The sequence below is a fragment of the Rhodopseudomonas boonkerdii genome (assembly GCF_021184025.1).
Classification (GTDB): Bacteria; Pseudomonadota; Alphaproteobacteria; order Rhizobiales; family Xanthobacteraceae; genus Tardiphaga; species Tardiphaga boonkerdii.
Map to the genome: position 1 here is coordinate 3,764,737 of NZ_CP036537.1, position 18,831 is coordinate 3,783,567.

Consider the following 18,831-nt stretch of genomic DNA (forward strand, 5'->3'; position numbering starts at 1 on the left):
CGGTCTGTGCGGCATTTTGCCGGCGCCTGTCAGCCGACAGCTGGCAGGCGATCGATCAACTTGTCGAGCGTGATCGGATAGTCGCGAACACGAATGCCCGTCGCATTGTATATGGCATTCGCAACCGCCGCGCCGACGCCGCAGATGCCAAGTTCTGCAATGCCCTTGGCTTTCATCGGCGACGACATCGGATCGGTTTCGTCGAGAAAAATAACATCCTGATGCGGGATGTCAGCATGCACCGGAACTTCGTAACCGGCAAGGTCGTGATTGATGAACAGGCCGAAGCGCTTGTCCACGGCGAGCTCTTCCATCAAGGCGGCGCCAACACCCATGGTCATTGCACCGATGACCTGACTGCGCGCAGATTTGGGATTGAGAATACGACCGGCTGCGCAGACAGCCAGCATGCGGCGCACGCGGATCTCCGCCGTCGCGATATCGACGCCCAGTTCGACAAAATGAGCACCGAAGGTGGATTGCTGGTGCGTCTTGGCAAGATCGCCGTACTCGATCGCGTCTTCCGCCACGATCTCCCGGTCCTCTGCCGCCTGCGCGAGCGGCGCTCTACGATTGCCCGACGTGACCTGCCCATCGGCAAACGAGATGTCGGCCGAATTGAAGCCGAGCTTCTGCGCTACGGCGTCACGCAGTTTAACGCAGGCAGCATAGACGCCGGCCGTGGAATTGTTGGCTCCCCACTGTCCGCCCGATCCCGCCGATACCGGAAATGACGAGTCCCCCAGCTTGACGTCGATCCTGTCCAACGGAAGGCCCATCATCTCCGCTGCAGTCTGCGCGATGATGGTGTAGCTTCCCGTTCCGATGTCGGTCATGTCGGTTTCGACCGTCACCCGCCCGTCCTGGCCCAGACGTACTCGCGCAGCGGATTTCATGAGCAGATTGTTGCGGAATGCAGCGGCGACGCCCATGCCGACCAGCCAACGTCCTTCCCTACGCGATGCAGGCACGGCCTTCCGCCGATCCCAGCCAAATTTCTCAGCACCCAAACGCATGCATTCGATCAACTGGCGCTGCGAGTAGGGTCGCTGCGGGTTTTCCGGATCGACCTGCGTATCGTTCAGATTGCGGAAAGCGACGGGATCAAGATTAAGGCGCTCCGCCATTTCGTCGATGGCGACCTCAAGCGCCATCATGCCTGGCGCCTCGCCGGGCGCGCGCATGGCGTTGCCTTCCGGAAGATCGAGACTGGAGAGGCGAAGGGCCGTCATGCGGTTCTCGCCCGCGTAGAGAAGCCGCGTCTGCTGCACGGCCGTCTCCGGTCCGCCGCCAGCCAGGTTTCCCGACAGGCTCTCATGGGCGATGGCGGTGATCTTGCCCTCGCGCGTCGCACCGATGCGGATGCGCTGGATCGTCGCCGGACGATGGGTGGTGTTGTTGAAGACGAGCGGCCGCGTCAGCGCCACCTTGACGGCGCGATTTGCGGCCCTGGCGCCCAGCGCGGCGAGCACGGCATCCGAGCGCAAGAACAGCTTGCCGCCGAAACCTCCGCCAATATATGGCGAGATCAGCCGAACGTTCTTGCGGTCGATCCCGAGCGTGGTCGCCACGTCAGCGGCGCCCCATGCGATCATCTGGCTGGAGGTCCAGAGCGTCAGTTGATCGCCATCCCACGCCGCGATCGTGGCATGCGGCTCCATCATCGCATGCGCCTGATCCGGTGTCGTATATGTCGCATCGAGTTGCACCTGGGCCTGCGCGAATGCGCCGGCAAAGTCACCGACCTTTGTCTCCGGTTCGCCCCCGACGTCGCTCGCTTTCGGTTTGACCGCCTTGTCCCGACTCGCGGCCAGATCGAAATTTCCTTGCTCTTGCACATAGTCGATACGCACGAGCTGCCCGGCCGCGCGTGCCTGCTCGAACGTCTCGGCAATCACGACAGCGACGGCTTGATGATAGTGCTCGATCTCCGGACCTCCGAGCAGCTTGGCAGCATTGCGCCCGCCCTTGCCGAGCTTTCCGGCAGTCTCGGAAGTGACGATTGCCAGGACTCCCGGAGCGGTTTTGGCCTGCACAAGATCGATCGAGGCGATCCGTCCTTTCGCGATCGCGGAGCCGACGATGTAGCCATAGGCCGTGTTGGCGATGTCATGGTGCTCATAGGCATAGACGGCTGTGCCGGTCGTCTTGCGCGGTCCGTCGATGCGATCTGTTGCGCGACCGATTACCTTGAGCTGATCGATCGGATTGGTGGTGGCGGGGGTGTCGAATTTCATCGTTCAACCTTTCGCCTCGTTGAGGACGGCAGCCAGTGTGCGCTCCGCAAGAGCCAGCTTGAATCTGTTATCGGAGGTCGGTCTGGCGCCATCAAGCAACCGATCCATCGTCGGCTTGGCGCCACGCGCCAGTTCCCGTTCCGCGGCCTCGATCCGCCATGGTTTGTGTGCAACGCCGCCGAGCGCCACGCTACCGCTGCCATCGCGCTGGATGACTGCCGCGACGGACACCAGCGCAAACGCGTATGACGCGCGATCGCGAACCTTGCGATAGACATGCACGCCCCCTGCCGGCTTGGGCAATGTCACCGCAGTGATCAACTCGCCACGCTCGAGCGCCGTCTCGCGCTCGGGCGCGCTGCCCGGCAGGCGATGGAAATCGGCGACGGGGATACTCCGCGTCTTGCCATCCGGCTTCACCGTCTCGACCTTCGCATCAAGCACGCGCATGGCCACCGCCATGTCGCTCGGATGCGTGGCAATACACGCTTCGCTGGCCCCGATCACGGCAAGCGATCGGGTGACGCCGCCGATCGCGGAGCAACCGGAGCCGGGCTTGCGTTTGTTGCACGCCATATTTGTGTCGTAGAAATACGGACACCGTGTCCGCTGCAACAGGTTGCCTGCCGTCGTAGCCTTGTTTCGCAGCTGCCCCGAAGCGCCGGCGAGTAGAGCCCGCGACAGCACGCCGTAGTCGCGGCGAACACGTGCATCAGCTGCCAGCTCCGTATTGCGAACCATCGCGCCGATACGGAGCCCTCCGTCTGCGGTCGGCTCGATCTTGTCGAAAGCCAACCCGTTCACATCGATCAGATGTGTCGGTGTTTCGATCTCAAGCTTCATGAGATCGAGCAGGTTCGTTCCGCCCGCGATGAACTTCACGTCCTCACTTTTCGCCGCTGCAGCAGCGGCGGCTGCCGGAGATGCGGCGCGTTCATATGTAAAAGGTTTCATGCGCGACTCCCGGCAACTTCGGTCATGGCGTCGGCGATGTTGGAATAGGCTCCGCAGCGACAGATATTGCCGCTCATGCGTTCGCGCATTTCCAGGACCGTCGCCTGCGGTTCGGCATTGAGATCGCCAGTGACATGGCTCGGAATGCCGGACTTGATCTCCTCAAGCACGGCCACGGCCGAACAAATCTGGCCCGGCGTGCAATATCCGCACTGATAGCCGTCGTGCTTGACGAAGGCCGCCTGCATCGGGTGCAGGTTTTCGGGCGTCCCCAAGCCCTCGATCGTCGTGACCTTGGCCCCCTCATGCATCACCGCAAGGGTCAGACAGGAATTGATCCGCTGACCATCGACCATCACCGTGCAGGCACCGCATTGGCCGTGATCGCAGCCCTTCTTCGTGCCCGTCAGATGAAGGTGCTCACGCAATGCATCGAGCAGCGTGGTCCGGGTATCCAGCGTCAGATCGCGCGCCGAGCCGTTGATTTGCAGGGAAACTTTCGCCGTATGAACCGGAGATGGCGTGGAAGGAACGACCGGTGTTGCGACTGGCGCCGCAACCGCCTCGTCGCGAAAAGCGGAAGTCCCGATGGCTGCAGAGGCTCCCGCGACGATCAGGAGATGGCGCCGCGAAATGTCGGTTATGTCTGTTCTTGTCATCCGTCATCACTCCATATGCAGTATCGATAGACAGGTGCCGAAAGACCTCCGGCCGGGTGCTTACGGCAGCCCGCACACCTGGTGTGCTCCTGCGATTTCGAGACGGGTTGATATCGGTACGGGCTGTGCCGCCCCATTAGATCGGTTCAACGGCATTCTGTCGGATCGGTTTCACCGACTGTTGCCGTTCCGAGAGCCCTCTTGGAGGATCACGGACAAGTGAATCTCCGCCACGTCACGGTTCCCCGTATTGCTTGTCGGCAACCTGCTCCATCCAGTCGACATTCTTGTCTCCGGCAAAGTAGGTCGTGGCATAGTGCCTCATCGGACTCGTCGCTGTCGCTCCGTGCCAGTGTTTCACCCCGGCCGGAATCCACACGACGTCGCCGGCATTGATGGTGCGCCGCGCCTGTCCTTCCTGCTGGAACCATCCCTGCCCGGTCGATACGATCAGCAGTTGCCCCGCCGGATGCGTGTGCCAGGCGGTTCTCGCTCCTGGCGAAAAGGTCACCAGGCCCAGACTCGCTTTGGTCGTCTCGTTCGGTGACAGCAATGGCGTGACGACGGCATGGCCGCCAAAATACTGCGACGGTCCCGACGCCGACTTCGGCGATCCATTGGCGACAATCTCGATCGTCTGCGCGCCGGCGGGAGTGGCGCTGAGAACACCCAGCGTTGCGGACACAATCTTCTTGTTCATCAGGTCCTCATCGGTGTCATTTGTCAGCGCGCTTCGTCAGCACATCCTTCACGACCGGCAGCGCGGAGAATGCCTTCGGCCACCCGGCATAGAACGCGAGATGAGTGAGCAATTCGCCGGCCTCAGCGTGCGTCAGCCCGTTATCCATCGCACGGTTGAGATGATAGGCGATCTGCGCGACCTGGCCCGAAGAGACCAGCGCGCTGACCGTGACCAGGCTCCGATCTCGCGGAGCCAATCCGGGTCTCAGCCACAGATCCCGGAACAGAAGGTCGGTCGTGTATTTCAAAAGTCCGGGAGCGATCGTGCCGAACATATCCTCGTTGCGTTTCGCACGTTCTGCTTCCGCATCGTCGTTCAGCAGCAATGGATTGGCGTTCGACCGCAACGCGGCTGCGGCGACTCCTCGCGTCTTGAACACCTCGGCTGCGACTGCGGCGGCGCCCATCGCATTGCCGGATCCTGAATAGAACGCGAGCTGGGTGATGATTTCGGAGATTTCCGATGGCTTCACGCCGTTGTCGAGCGCCATCTCCATGTAGCGCCGCAACTCGATTATCTGGTCGCGGGCGATCAGTGCCGACACCGTAACGATGCTGCGATCACGCGGCGATAGATGCGGACGTTTCCACAAATCGCCGAAAACGATGTCGTCGCGGTGTCGCGCCAGATCCGGAGCGACTGCTTGCAAATCCATCGGCCTTGATCCTTCGTCATGCGCCAAAGCACCGGTCCCGACGGCGGCCGCGGTCAGGCAGAGAGACACCAATGCTCTTGCAGTGGCTCGCATGGTGGGCTCCTCCGGCACCGTCATCGATGCTCGAAAGACTAGTCACTCCCCGTCTTTGCCATTAGATGGAATAAACGGGATAGATTATTGCGGGACATTCACGAATGGAAAGACAGGACGCCGGCGATCTCGTTGCATTCCTAGCCGTCGCGCGTGCAGCTAGTTTCACTGCCGCCTCGGTCAAGCTCGGCATTTCGTCTTCCGCTCTCAGCCACCTCATCCGATCGTTGGAAGAGCGGCTCGGCGTGCGCCTGTTGAATCGGACGACACGCAGCGTTTCGCCAACGGAGGCCGGGCAAAAGCTTCTCGCAACCATCGGAAGCAGGTTCGACGAAATCGATCTCGCGATGGAGGCGCTCGGGGAATTGCGCGACAAGCCTGCAGGCAATCTCCGGATCACCGCGACCGAATACGCGTCGCAAGCCATTCTGCTGCCGGCTCTCAAGAAATTCCTGCCGAAATATCCCGATATCAAGGTCGAGGTCATCGTGGACTACGGCCTGTCCAACATCGTGGCGGAGCAGTACGACGCAGGCATCCGTCCCGGCGAACTCGTGGACAAGGACATGGTCGCCGTCAGGATCAGTCCGGATCTGCGCATGGCGATCGTGGGATCGCCGGAATACTTCGCCGACAGGAAGAAGCCAAAGACGCCGCGAGACCTGACCCAGCACAACTGCCTCAATCTCCGCCTGCCGACGCATGGAGGTATCTATGCGTGGGAATTCGAGAAGGCCGGCCGCCCTCTGAACGTCAGGGTGGACGGCCAATTGACCTTCAACAGTGGAAGCGCGCTGCTCACTGGAGCGCTTCAGGGCTTCGGCCTCGCCTATCTGCAGGAAGGTCAGGTCCGCCCGTATCTGGCCGACGGCCGTCTCATCCGGGTGCTCGCCGACTGGTGCGAGCCATATGCCGGCTATCACCTTTATTATCCCAGCAGGCGTCAGCTATCCCCGGCATTCGGATTGCTCGTCGATGCGCTACGGTATCGATCGAGGTCTGCTCCGGCAGCGTAAAACGCATCGGTGCTGGGCGACACAGCACGGCCTCGACGAAGTATCGCTGGATGAAATCCGCCAAACACCGGCGTTCGCTGGCGGTCTTGATGTATGAGAGGCAGGTGTCTCGTATCGAAGCTTTGCGCGCTATTGCGCGGTTGCACCCGCAACGCTTCAACCTGTTGATCGATCAAACAGGTTGAAGCGTACGTTCATTTTACGCGTCGCCCAAATTGCGGTTACGATTGGGTATGGTTACAGCGCGCCGTGCTCGATCAAACGGCGCCGCTGTTCGTCGCTCATGGTGCCGGCGCCAACGATCTGCACGGCACTGTCTGTGTTGTAGGTCTGCTGACCCGAAGGGCCACGCCGACGGTTATTTTCGTCTTTTTCAACATCGCCTCCGCCATATCCGAGCACTTCGACGATGATCACCGACGGCTGGGCGTTGCCGCTGCCCTGACTTGGCAGCGCCTGTTGGGTCGCCGCTGTCGCATTCGACGTCGAGAGCGCGGCACTGATACTCGGGGCCTGCACGGTCGGAACACCGGTCGTATTGCCTTGCGCCTGGATGTTGGCCGCGTTGATGATCTGCAGCGCCGCAAGGTTGACGTTGCCGGAAGAGCGCACGCCCGCCTCGCCTGCGTCGATCGTGCCGAGCGGCGCGATCAGATCGACATTGCTGGGCGGGGTACCGGGGACCGGGCTGAGCGCAGCAATACCGGCGCCGGCCGACGGCACGTTCGGCGACAGCTCTACATTGCCGTACAGATCGTACTGCCGTTTCGGCGGCGTATAGACGACCGTTGTCTTGGAGCCGCGGCCCGCATTGATGTCGCCTTCCGCCGACCACGCCAGGATATTGCCGCCGAATGTCGTCATGATGCGGCTCTGTCCAAGCAGAATGCTGCCGAGCGCATAGATGTCGATATCGCTGTCGCGGCCGAGTGTGATCAAGCCGGCATCGGCACCCGGCGAGAGTCCTTCGCTGCCGATGAGAACCTTGCCCGCCGGCGCCAGCATTTGAATGGCGCCGCCGGAATTGGTGTGCACGTAACCGCTGTTCACCCGGTAATTGACCCCCGCACCGGCGCCTGCGGTAAACAACGTGATGTCGCCGCCGAAGGATCGCCCATCCGGGAACAGTGCGGCGATCGCCTCGCGACCGCGCAGATAGCTGTTGTGGCGGCTGCTGTCCGGGTCGTTGTATTCGCGACCGCTGGCCGTCAACTCAGGGTAATAGACTTTGTCACGCAGGAAGATCCGCTGCTGTTCGCCGGGCAACGTACGGAAGAAGCCGAGTGCGGCATCTCTCGGTCCGGTGTAGCCGAAGCGCTGTTGCAGCCAGTCGTATAGCTCCTGTTCGTAGGTATTGGCGACCTTGCCCGGCTGGTCGGCCAGAGGCCCTTTCCCAGCCAGATTGCGCGGATCGAGATAGAGGTTCGCGAACCCGGTCCAGTCCACCTGGCCGATGCCAGGCGCACCGGTCCCGACGCCCGCCTGCAATACGACGCTCGCCCCCGGTCTGTTGTCGCCTTGAACAAGCGGGCCAATACTGTCGATGCCAGCGCTCGATCCTTGATAGATCGACTTGCCGGCTGTGATCTCCAGCGTGCCGGGTCCTGCGATCTGCAGGCCGGTATAGACGATCTGACCTGGGATATAGTTCAGGCCCGCATAGACGATGTTGCCCGATGCCGCGATGACCGAGACGTCGGTAGGATCATTGTGGAGAATGACGCCCTTCAGGCTGACGATGTCGCCGCCGGCAAGAACTCTGACCGGCTTTGCCGCGCGATAATAAGTGGACTGGACCCCGGCGTTGTCCGTGCCAACGAAAGCTTCACCGTAACGAAGAGCCATCACGTCGCCGTTGACGGCATACACGCGGGAGGCGACGTCGCCCAATGCGCTGCTGTCAGTCACCGTGTTCGGCCCGAAAACGAAGAGCGTTCCGCCTTGCCCTTCGTGCGCTGTGCCATTGTAGCCGCTCTCGTCGAAGCTGTAGGCCTTTGTACCGTTGGTGCCGGGAAGACTCGTAGGATCGGCCCAAGCATTCGACGCGATGATCGACCACGAGAAGCCTGTAAACTGACGCAGTTCCCAGCCGGGATTGAACGGTGTCGCTAGGCTCGCGAGCGACGTCGAGAGCGGACCGAAGGCGGCGCCGGCATCGTATTGCTGGACGATCATGTCTTTCGCGAGCAGTTCGAGTGCGCCGTTCGGCGACGGCATCATGAAGCTCGCCCCGCTCTGCCCCGGGGTCAGGAAAATGCTGCCGCCGGCAGCGACCGCGCGCAAAACGGACGGAAGATATTGCGTGACCTGCCCCGATGAATCCGATCCCTGGTCAGGCGATAGAGGCGAGAGGTCACCACCCGCGGCGAATAGATTGAGCGAAGTCCTTCCCGTCCACAGTGTGAACCAGCTCACGCCTTGTTCGCCGCCCGCGGCGGTCAACTGATTACCGCCGACGCGGCCCGGATCGATGATCGTGCCCATGGCGAGATCGCCGCGCGCCTGAACATTAATCGCACCGTCGCCGATCGCAAACGAGCCTCCCGCAACGCGCGTTCTGCCGTACGGCGTCAACGGATCAAGCGCTCGCGGATCGTCGCCGTTATAGCCGAAATTCAGCGAGCTCAAGCTACCAAAGGCGCCGGCGCCGACATTGATTTCACCGCGCACATTGACGAACTGGTTGCCACCGCCGCCGATGTTGCCGCCCGCTGTCACCGACAGCGTGCCGCCGCCGGTCTGCACGAGTTGACCGCCGGCCTGAACCCAGCCACTGCCCGCAACCGCCGCGACGATGCCGCGACCGGCATCGCCGATGTTACGCCCTGCGTTGAGCGTCACATCGCCGCCGCCGAGGGCACCGATGCCGGAGAAGGCGCTCAAGCCGATGTAAGGGCTGCCAAACCAGAGATCGGCGGTATAGGTGCCGAAATTGATGCCCCAGGCGGCCATTTGCCCAAGGTCCGCACCGCCCTGACGCCACAACCAGCCGCCGACCAACGCCGAGTTGGACGTGAGCGTGCCTTTGATGTCGCCTTGCGCCATCAGCAGAACGTCACCGCCATTCTGTGTGTAGTACATACGTTGCGGATTGAGTGTTGCTTCGTAGGCTCCATTGGCAGCACCGAGCACAGTGCCGTCCGACGTCGTACCGCGGCCCAGGTTGAACGGCGCGCTGTCGGTTCCAGCCGCAGCTGTCCCCGCTGTGTAGATGCCGTAGGGGGACGCCTGGTCGAAGTCGCCACCGGCGAGGATCTCAAGGTCTCCCGTGCCCGTGCGCACCACGCTGACACCCGTGCCCGGCTTGCCGGTGCCACGCAAATTGATCTGGAACGGATCGTTCAGCGTGACATTGCCGCCACTGGCCAATGCAGCGGCCGACTGCAGCGCACGGCTGTCCGCGCTGTTAAGATCCGCACCCGCGACGAAGCGCATCGACCATGATTGGCTCCCGGGCGTCAGCATGGGCGATATGGCCCAGATTTGACGATTGGACGGCGCCGTCAGGCTGACCGACCCCATACCTTGAGGCAGCACGGTGCCAAGCTGCAGGATCGTATCTTGCGCAAAAGTATATCCCTCGAACACCTCCAAACTCGTGTTCGGCCTCAGTGTCACCGCCTCGATGACCCATGGGAAACTATTGTTGATCAATAGACGACTGAAGTAGGTACCTTGAGCGATCCTGGTACCGGCTGGCCAAGTGACCGCCGTCGAAATCACGGCGCCCGTCGCGTAAAGAACAGAGCCATCCGGATTGTAGATCGTTCCGGTCACCACCACGTTTCTTGCCCCTGCTGCAGGCTTGAACGGGCTTGACAGAACAACGTCCACCGGGAGACCGCCGTTCGCTGCGGTTGGCGTCGTTGTAATTTCGGTATCGGCGGGGAGCGTCAGCTCCATGTTTATCGTAGCGTCGCTCGGGATGACCGCCCCAGCCGCGAGCATCGCGTTGGAAACCGTAACCGTGTAAGACGAGGACAACCACCCCGACGCCAGAACCTCGAGCGCATCGGGCGTTGCCACCAGCGGCGCAAAGCCGTCGTTGATGCTGCCTTTGATGTTCAGGTTGTTGCCGGCGCGCAGAACGAACGACCCCGGCTCACCCGATCCGCGCACCGTTGAATCGGCGTTCGGCCCGTACCGGTAGCTCGAGAGATCGACGTCGCCGGAAACCGTGAGATTTCCGTCGGCCGTCGCGCTCTTGATCTCGACGCCGGGCCGCAGATGGAAAGCATTGCCATAAGCGGTCAGGCCGGCGAGCTTGCCTGCGAGCCCAGAGGCGAGCGCACCGCCGGCAACGTTGCCGCCGTAAGCCGCATTGATGAAGGCCTTGCTGTCCTGATTGACGAGATCGAGCCAGGCCTGATCGATGATCTGCCCCTTCGGATCATCGGGATCGGCCGGTGCATTGGTGTAGCTGGCAAAGGCATAGACCGCGATGCTCGCCGCGCCCTGAATGTTGAGTGGACCGGACGCCGAAACCGCAACGTCGCCTCCTGTGGCGTTGGCCGGTGCACCGGCGCCCGTGGCGCTATCGCCGGTCGATCCCAGGCGCGGGGCATTGATCGCCAACCGTCCACGCGCGACGCCATCAGGCGAACGCATGTCGATGGTGGCGCCGGACGCCAGCGTGACGGTGCCGTGCGTCGAGGTCAGTTCGACATGCGCGGTGTTGTCGGCATCGATCGCCTGGCCGTAGCTATCGGCCTGCAACCGCGTGCCGTGCGCATCGAGCACACTGCTGCCACCAAGCGTGAGATTGTCGCGTGCCGACAAACGGATGGTGCCCGGCTTCGCACCCGAGGCAGCGATCGTACCGAGAACAGTGAGCGAGCCCGCGTCGATGGCAATGGTGACGTTGTTCGCCTTGACTTCATGATCGACGACCAGATCGCCCTGCTTGATGTTGAACGAGCGCGATCCGAACACGCTGCCCGCATTCAGCATGGCATTGACCTCCGCGAAATCGCCGAGTGTCTGCGCCGACACCGCGAACGATCCGTCTCGATGATCTCCCGTGCTGCCGCCAACCACGCGTCCGTTGAAGAGCGCGGCGCCGTTGGTCGCGCTGGCGCTCACCCCGCCCGCATTATTATTGACAGCGGAAACATCGACGACGGAGCCAGCGGCCTGAAGGACATGACCGTTCGCGCTGGTCATGACCAACGTGCCGCCCCAGCTAAATTGAGTCGCATCGAAGAAGGAGATCGTCCGACCGGCCAGATCGACCGTGGCATGACCACCGAGGTCGATGTCGTTGGTGGCCGTCAGCGTGAGTTTTCCGCTCGGCAGCGCGACCGCGGTGTCGAGCAGGATGCTGTCGCCGTTGAACGATACGGTGCCGCCGAGGCCGGTCACGGTGGCCGTAGCTGCGGGCGTGTCCGCCGGCGCCGTCACACGGATGGCACCGCCGGACTTGTAGCTGAGCGATGCACCCTTGCTGGCGGTCATCAACGGCGTGGTGAGATTAAGGTCGCCGCCGACAAGCGTTCCCGACGCATCACGGCTTTGGCCGATCGACAACGTACCGTCACTGTTCGCCGTGATCAGACGGCTGGCGTTGAGATTGACTGCCGAGAAACCGAGCGTGAGACGATCAAGCGTCGCTCCGTCCGTCGGACGTACATGTGCGTCGTAGCCGAAGAGGATCTCACCGGCCTCAATATTGAGCTGACCCAATCCAGTACCCGCCCCGGCCGGCAGGACGGGCGCCGGTGCCTTGCTGCCATACGGGACCGTGGATCCGTTGCCGGTACGGATACCGTTCCAGACCAACTTATCGGTGATAATGGTCGCTTTATCGCCGGTACCGCCGAGGCCGTAGATCGCAGGCGTATTGATCACGAGTTGCAGGCCCTGTCCGCTCGACGCGCCCGTGGTATCGAGCGAGACGGTGCCGAAGAAATTCATGCCGCCCGCGGTGAACGTCAATTGCTCGAGCCGCGGCACGCCAGCCGCGACCGACGGACGCAGCAGCTTGTCGAGTGCGGCCTGCGTCAATGTCCAACCCGACGGCAGCACGCCGGCCGCCTGCGCGGCGGCAAGCGCGGCCGCGTCGCCGACATTGATCTGATCCTGCGTCACCGTCAGATACCGGGCACCGAAGTTCACGGCGCCGATGGTAAGGTTGCCAGGCGCCGCAAGCACGACGCTTCCGTCGGTGAGCAACGATGCATTGTCGCCGATCGAGATGCTGCCGTTGCCGACAACCGGCAGGAAGTTCAGCCAACCATTGGCGACGGCGAGCACAGCCGGCCCAGCGATTGCCGAGGTCTCGTTGCGGACGTTGCCGAACAGATAGCCGAGAGAGGAGTCGGGCACCCTGCCGCCGATGCCGCGCGTGTCGATCACGGCGTTGGTGGCGATGTCGATGCTGCTGCCCACAACATAAACTTGCCCAGCCCGTAACATTGCACCATCGAGAACATTGACGGTTGAGATGCCTGAGAATGCAACACGAGGACCCGCGCCAGTGTCATTGTAGTAAGTCGGTGCGCCGCCAATGAACAACCCACCCGCGTTGAACGCATTGAGATCGGCGCTCGAGATCGAGGTATGACCGGCAACCGGCGTTGCGCCGGGAGCCGTGACGTCGATGACGTTCGTCAGCGCCGACGACGTGACGACCAAGCTGCCCGTGTAGCCATCCCCTGTGGCGTTGAACAACGCCGTACCTGCGAAACGCAATGTCGGATCGTCCCCGGTCGCAGCCCCGAGATTCAGCCACAGCACCTTGCCATCTTCAGGCAAACGCGGACGCACGTTGCCGAACACCGCCGCCCGGTTCACTAGGAAATCGCTGTAACTCGTCTCATTGTACTGCGCGTAGCTGCGGATCACGCGACCGGGCGTGACGATCAGTTGTGAGTTGAGCGCGTTGCGGATCGTTGTATTGGCGATCCCGAGCATGCCGCCGGTCACGTAGGAGCCGTTGGCGAGACTGGCCATGCCGGTGAGTGCCGGGTTCGTGCCTCCGACTTCGACACGATATGCGCCGGGAAGCAGTGCATAACTGGAGGGCAGCAAAGTATAGGTGCCTGCCGGCAAGCCGGGCACGCCACCGCTGATCGTCACTTGCTGGCCAACACCGGGATCGCCTGCGCCATTGCTGGCAATCACCGGCGCGTAAGCCGAAGCATAGCCCGGCAGGATGGCATAAGTTTTGTTGCCGGAGGACGAATAGTCGTAAGCGGGATTGGCGTTGATCAGCGCTGTCTTCAGAACGTCGACCGAGCCGCCACGACCCGAGATAAAGCCGGCGCCAGCAAGATGACCTCCACCGGAGAGGTCGAGCACAGCGCCGGGTTCGCCGACCAGCGACGTGGCGGTAATCGCAACGCCGACCGGAAGCTCATAGGATCCTCTGCCGCGATCGGCCAGGACCGAGGCAAGATCGAGTAACGTGCCGTCGGCCCCCTGGTAGGTGATGCCGTCCGTGGTGCCGCCGAACGGAATCGCAAGACCATTCGCGCTGGCCGACGTGACGCTGCCGCTTCGCAGAATGACTTTCCAGTCGGTCCAGCGCGGATCGGCGCTTCCCTCAACCATGTTGAAGGAGATGATGCCAAGCGGCGCCCGAACAACGCCGCCCTGATCGATGGTCGGCGCGACCAGCGAAAGCTGACCAAACACCGACGCCGGCACCTGTGGCAGCGCGCCGTCGTTGCCGCGGATCGTCAGAACCGCATCGGGGTCATATGTCGGACTGTCAATTCCGCCGAATACACTGAGCGGCAGAACGACACCGGCCGAGACCACCGCGTTGGCGCCGCTGAACGGATAGACCTGCGCCGCCTTGATCGTCAGACTGCCGCGTGTGGTCAGCGTGCCGGTACCAAAGCGGACATCGCCGCGGCTCTGGAGAGTCACCTGGCCGAACCCGGCCGCGTCAACGATGTCCGGTGCACTGATATGATCGAAGTCGCTGGTTGACGGTGCCGCGGGACCCGTACCACCGTCATAGAACAAAAAGCCGGCGCCCTTGTGCCCATGAACGCCGAAACGGAGCCCGCCGCTGACGTCGACCAGGTCCGCCGTAACAACCAGGCTGCTATCGCTGCTGTAGATGCTCGGCCCCTTGATGTTGTTGAGCCCGGCATAATACCCACCGTTCGACATTTCACGCTCGACCCAGCCGTCGAGACGGACATAGGGGGCCGCCAACGTCACCGTGCTCGTTCGCGCAGCATCGGAGGAGCTGAACATACCGCCTGAGAACAAGAGGCTCCGGCCCAGAGACAAATTGACGTCGCCCTGAAACACGAACAGGTCCGATGTGCGCAGCGACAGCGTATCGAAACCGCCCGCCTTCACCTGATCGGCGCTGATCACTGCCGTACCGAACTGCAAAGCCGCATCCGCTCCGCGCGGCGTGAGATCGGCCGCAAGACCGCTCCCCTGCCGATGCTGGACGATGGTGATGTTACGCAGTCTTTGAATCTCGTCGGGAACGAGGCCGATGCCATCGGGCGCATTGGGGCCGGGCGTATTCGGGCTATAGGCCGGACTAACGAGATTGAGACTGAGTGTGCCGCCCGACGCTCCCGCGCCGCCGGCGGCTGCGCGCACCTCGCCATCGATATAGATGCCGTTGTTAGAGAACAGGCCAATCGTCCCGCCATTGCCGGCGATGAAAGTAGGACGCGATGGCGCTGACGATGACAGGCCCGCGGAGAGATCGAATGTTGCCGCCGCGCCGGAGGCATCAAGCAACGCGCCAGGTCGGATGACGATGAAGGCATGGCTCGCCTGATCGTTGACGCCGCTGCCGCCGATCAAAATCGAGCCGCCATCCATGACCTTGCCGTAATTGCGGCCGAACAGGTCCTGCATCACCACTGCGCGGCCGGCGACGTCGAGCAGCGCATTTTCGCCGATCCACACCGATCGCGTCAGCGAGAATGTACCGCTGCCGCCCGCGACCTGTGCTTGTCCCGGCAGGTCAATGATGCTGTTGACGCTGATCGTGCCGCCAGGCGCCGTGATGCGGCCGTCGATCGTCGTCTGGCCGTTGGCGAGAATGGTGACCGTACGGCCGGGGTCGACGCTGATCGAGGCGCCCTGTTGGAGCCCAAAGTCCTTGAGGCTCGCCAATGTCAGATCGGCGCCGGCGCGCTGCGTGAGCTTGGCGTGCACCGGATCGGCAATGAACTCTGGTGGCGTCCACAACGTGGCTGCCCCAGCCAGTTCGCTGCCCTCGAACATCGCGTAACCACTGGCCGCAAACTGATAGACCGGCACCACCGGAGCAATGGTGGCTCTCTCGGCAACGGTCATCCCTGTGACGCTGGTGATGCTGTAGTTGCTGAAACCCGAAGAGAACAGGTCCGGAGCAATCCTCAGCGTATCAGCTTGCACGGCATCGCCACCGATGACGACAGCTTGACCGGCATTGAGCGTCAGCGAACCACCGCCGTTGAAGCCGTAACCGCGGATCACGCCATCGAGAATGAGCGGGGCAGACCGATCGATGGCGAAATAGTCGGTGCCGCCAAGATGCGAGTAGTCGTTGGTTACCAGGCTGACATCGCCACCCTTGCCGCCCTTGAGCTTGCCGCTCGGCAGGATCGCAACCCCGGACGATACGTCGATGACGGCCTTCTCCGTCAGGACGATGCTGCCCGTGGTCGAGACCGTCAGCTTGCCGCCGTCGACAACAGCCTGCGCGGAAACATCGTTCGGATTGGCGAGGCCGTTGGACCATAGCCCGGTCAGATCGACCGTCGATGCGAGCGTGACGCGGGGATCGCTGCCGCTCAGTGAGACCCATTGCTCATTTTGCCCCGGCAACGGAGCGATGCGCATGATATTGCCAAGCGTGACATTGCCGCCATGCGCTGTGATCGGCGCATTGACATCGATGGTTGACGCTACAAACGTCAACTTGGCTCCGTTGGCCAAGACGAGCGGCGCATCGACCGAGATATTCCCGCGCGTCGCCACATCGACGCCGCCGAGACCAACCTTGTTGAGCGAGGACGCATCGAACCACGCAGTATTGGTGCGCTCCGCCGGCAGCGTCGCCGCACCGTCGAGGCCCACCGTCATCGCTGCTACGTTACCAAACTTGACGTCGGTCACGTAGGCATCGGTCAGACCCAGCGCGTTGTATTGTCCGAGCGCAAGCGTACCGGCTCGCGCGACAGTGTTTTGTCCAAGCTTGTATCCATCGGAAACGCCGTCGGCGCGTTTGTTGGTCTGCCGCTTGTCGGTGATGGTATCGGCCACGATATCGGCCTCGAAGATACTGGTCGGCGTCGACAGAACGAGCCGGCCCGCATCGCGGCCAACGGTATAGCCGTCTTCCCAGCGTAGACCGGTTCGGCCCCGGTCGAATATGCTGGTCCACGTCTCGGTCAACCGCTCGTCGACCCTGCCCTGGATGTTATGGGTGCGAGAGAAACCGCCAGCGAATCCTGTGAAGGTCATGTCGGCGGGCGCATTGTCGACACTGTATCGACGCCCGTCGCTGCCGATCAGGTTGGTCGAGCGGATCCAGCCACCGGCATAGTCCAGCGAACCGCCGGAGATATCGAAGACGGCGCCGCGCTGCGCGACGACTTCCGGCGCCGAGAGTGTGATGCTGCCGCCCAGCGCCGCCCATTCACCGATCGTGTGCGCCGAGGTGCCGAGATAACCACCGACCTCGAGCAGTCCGCCCGCGGTATAGTAGCGGTCGCTGGCATAACCTCCGGTACCCGCCGGCACAAAAATGAGATCGCGGGCATCGATCCAGACATCATTGTTCTTCAGCACACCGGAATCGCGGTTCTGCGGGCTATCGCGCAGCTCGTTGCCCTGCACGTTGACCTTGATGTTGTTCGACGCCATCGCCAGCGCGACGTTGCGTACGCCGGATACATCGAGTGCGGCACCGTCTTCCGCGAAGATCCGCTTGCCGGAGGACACCGCGATCTGACCGCCCTGCGCCGCGGTGCTTGACCCATTCTTGAAGGTGACAAAGCCGCCACTGACGATTTCGATGCGCGACTGGTCCCGCCGATCCGAGAGTGTCGAAAGGTTGTCGAACTGCCCGAACACCGCCAGCGAACGCGCCGCGTCCTGCGTCACCGAGGCCGCGATCAGCCCGTCGCGCTGTCCGTTCAGCGCGGTCTCGCTGCTGCCGAGTTCCGGCAGCACGACGGTCAAGCTGCCAGCGGCAAGAGTGACGCCGCCTGCACTGTCACTCGCGGAATTGAGCAGATGAATGGTGCCCCGCGTGTTCACCGAAGTGGTCGAGATGAGCGTGCCGCTCTGCATCAGCGTCCGTCCGGCGAGCGTGACGTCGCCCTGCTGGGCGAAGATCAGGCCACTGTTGGTAACAGCTCCGTTCGGACTGCCTGCTGCAATCACAGGCGCGACCTCGGTACCGCGCGTCGTCGAGTACGTGTTGACGTCGGTGCCGTAACCGGGCCTTAAGATGAAGTCGTCGCCAGCCGCCAGCAGTGCCTGGCCCCTCGGCGTCTGGATCGTGCCCTCATTCGTCACCGACGAGCCGAGCAACGCGATGAAGCCGCCGCCGGAGGTTACTTGTGCCGGCGCACGGGCCGCGATCAGCGCGCCGGCCTCGACCGTGATCTTGCCGCCCGCGCCGGTAAAGCTCGCCGCATAGCCCGAACCACTCTGGGTCGAATAGATGCCATTGGTGAGAAACTGACTCTCTGTGATGTTAGCACTCGACGCAATCAATGACCCAACATTGATCTGGCTGTTGCCGCCGAAGATGATGCCACTCTGGTTGATGACATACACCTGACCGTCGGCCTTGATCTGGCCGAGGATCTGGCTCGGACCGGCATTGCGGTCCACGCGATTGAGCGCGACCCAATTGCTGTTGCCCTGCTGATCGAAGGTCAGTGTGGTGCGCGCGCCGACGTTGAAGCTCTGCCAGTTGAGGATCGCCTGCGGTGTGGTCTGGCGGACATTGACCTGGCTCTGCCCCGTCCCGTCGACACTCTGGGTCGGCTCATAGGCGCCGGTCCAGCCCGCCGGCATGTTCGGCAGCAGGCCGCCGGCGCCGAGGCCATTCGGCACCACGACCGGCACCGTCACCGATGTCTGTTGCGCGGCTGCCGCGGCACGCGCGGCGGCCTGGACCGCCTGGATATTCTGCACGGCCCGCGCCGCCCGCGCCAACGAATCCTGTGTCTGTCGTGCAGCCGCCGCGGCCTGTTGCGCCGCCTGCGTCGCTGCATCCGAAGCGAGGTTCGGCGCCGAGACCGCGCCTCCTGCACTGCCGCCGTTGATCGAACGTGCCTGCGTATCGTTCCCGGCAATAAGCGTGAGAGCGATCACGCTCGCCCCAGTCAAAAAAGCTGCGTGGCGATGGATACCGGACTTTGAAGAACGAGAATTGCGCATTGCAGGCTTTCTGATCGGACATACCGGCGCGGCAACCGCCCGCCGGTCCGTCACGGGTGCTTTGGACCGGCCATACGACGTTTCAGAACCGTGAGGTGTGCAACGATTTCGA

7 protein-coding genes are annotated in these 18,831 nt (G+C 62.7%); 1 reads left to right on the forward strand and 6 read right to left on the reverse strand.

The features are described 5' to 3' along the window. Positions 1-29: 29 nt before the first annotated feature. The 5 genes from paoC to E0H22_RS17320 all read right to left on the reverse strand — a co-directional run bounded on the left by paoC (position 30) and on the right by E0H22_RS17320 (position 5,340). Positions 30-2,237, reverse strand: coding sequence for an aldehyde oxidoreductase molybdenum-binding subunit PaoC (paoC, locus tag E0H22_RS17300; RefSeq protein WP_233022230.1), 2,208 nt, complete (start codon positions 2,235-2,237; stop codon positions 30-32). A gap of 3 nt (positions 2,238-2,240) precedes the next feature. Continuing rightward, entirely contained in the window at positions 2,241-3,191 is a 951-nt protein-coding gene (locus tag E0H22_RS17305) for an FAD binding domain-containing protein (RefSeq protein WP_233022231.1), read from the reverse strand. Then, entirely contained in the window at positions 3,188-3,850 is a 663-nt protein-coding gene (gene paoA, locus E0H22_RS17310; RefSeq protein ID WP_233022232.1) for an aldehyde dehydrogenase iron-sulfur subunit PaoA, read from the reverse strand. The genes E0H22_RS17305 and paoA overlap by 4 nt, the downstream gene beginning before the upstream one ends. A 235-nt stretch (positions 3,851-4,085) precedes the next feature. After that, the gene (locus tag E0H22_RS17315) at positions 4,086-4,550 is read right to left on the reverse strand and encodes a (R)-mandelonitrile lyase (RefSeq protein ID WP_233022233.1); all 465 of its coding nucleotides are present in this window, start codon (positions 4,548-4,550) and stop codon (positions 4,086-4,088) included. Between the two features lie 16 nt (positions 4,551-4,566). Beyond that, positions 4,567-5,340 carry a carboxymuconolactone decarboxylase family protein gene (locus E0H22_RS17320; protein WP_233022234.1) on the reverse strand — a complete coding sequence of 258 codons (774 nt, stop codon included), beginning with the start codon at positions 5,338-5,340 and terminating at the stop codon, positions 4,567-4,569. 104 nt (positions 5,341-5,444) lie between these two features. Between E0H22_RS17320 and E0H22_RS17325 the strand changes: the two genes are divergently transcribed. Further along, complete coding sequence (locus E0H22_RS17325) at positions 5,445-6,356, forward strand: LysR family transcriptional regulator (RefSeq protein WP_233022235.1); 912 nt, start codon at positions 5,445-5,447, stop codon at positions 6,354-6,356. A gap of 237 nt (positions 6,357-6,593) precedes the next feature. Here E0H22_RS17325 and E0H22_RS17330 read toward each other — a convergent pair whose 3' ends face one another. Continuing rightward, a complete protein-coding gene (locus E0H22_RS17330) occupies positions 6,594-18,653 on the reverse strand; it encodes a filamentous hemagglutinin family protein (RefSeq protein WP_233022236.1) in 12,060 nt (4,019 codons plus the stop codon). Positions 18,654-18,831: the final 178 nt, after the last annotated feature.

Bases quoted from the DNA above. Each gene is read 5' to 3' on its own strand.
- paoA (WP_233022232.1), bottom strand. From the start codon at position 3,850: ATGACAAGAACAGACATAACCGACATTTCGCGGCGCCATCTCCTGATC.
- E0H22_RS17315 (WP_233022233.1), bottom strand. From the start codon at position 4,550: ATGAACAAGAAGATTGTGTCCGCAACGCTGGGTGTTCTCAGCGCCACT.
- E0H22_RS17305 (WP_233022231.1), bottom strand. From the start codon at position 3,191: ATGAAACCTTTTACATATGAACGCGCCGCATCTCCGGCAGCCGCCGCT.
- E0H22_RS17320 (WP_233022234.1), bottom strand. From the start codon at position 5,340: ATGCGAGCCACTGCAAGAGCATTGGTGTCTCTCTGCCTGACCGCGGCC.
- E0H22_RS17325 (WP_233022235.1), top strand. From the start codon at position 5,445: ATGGAAAGACAGGACGCCGGCGATCTCGTTGCATTCCTAGCCGTCGCG.
- paoC (WP_233022230.1), bottom strand. From the start codon at position 2,237: ATGAAATTCGACACCCCCGCCACCACCAATCCGATCGATCAGCTCAAG.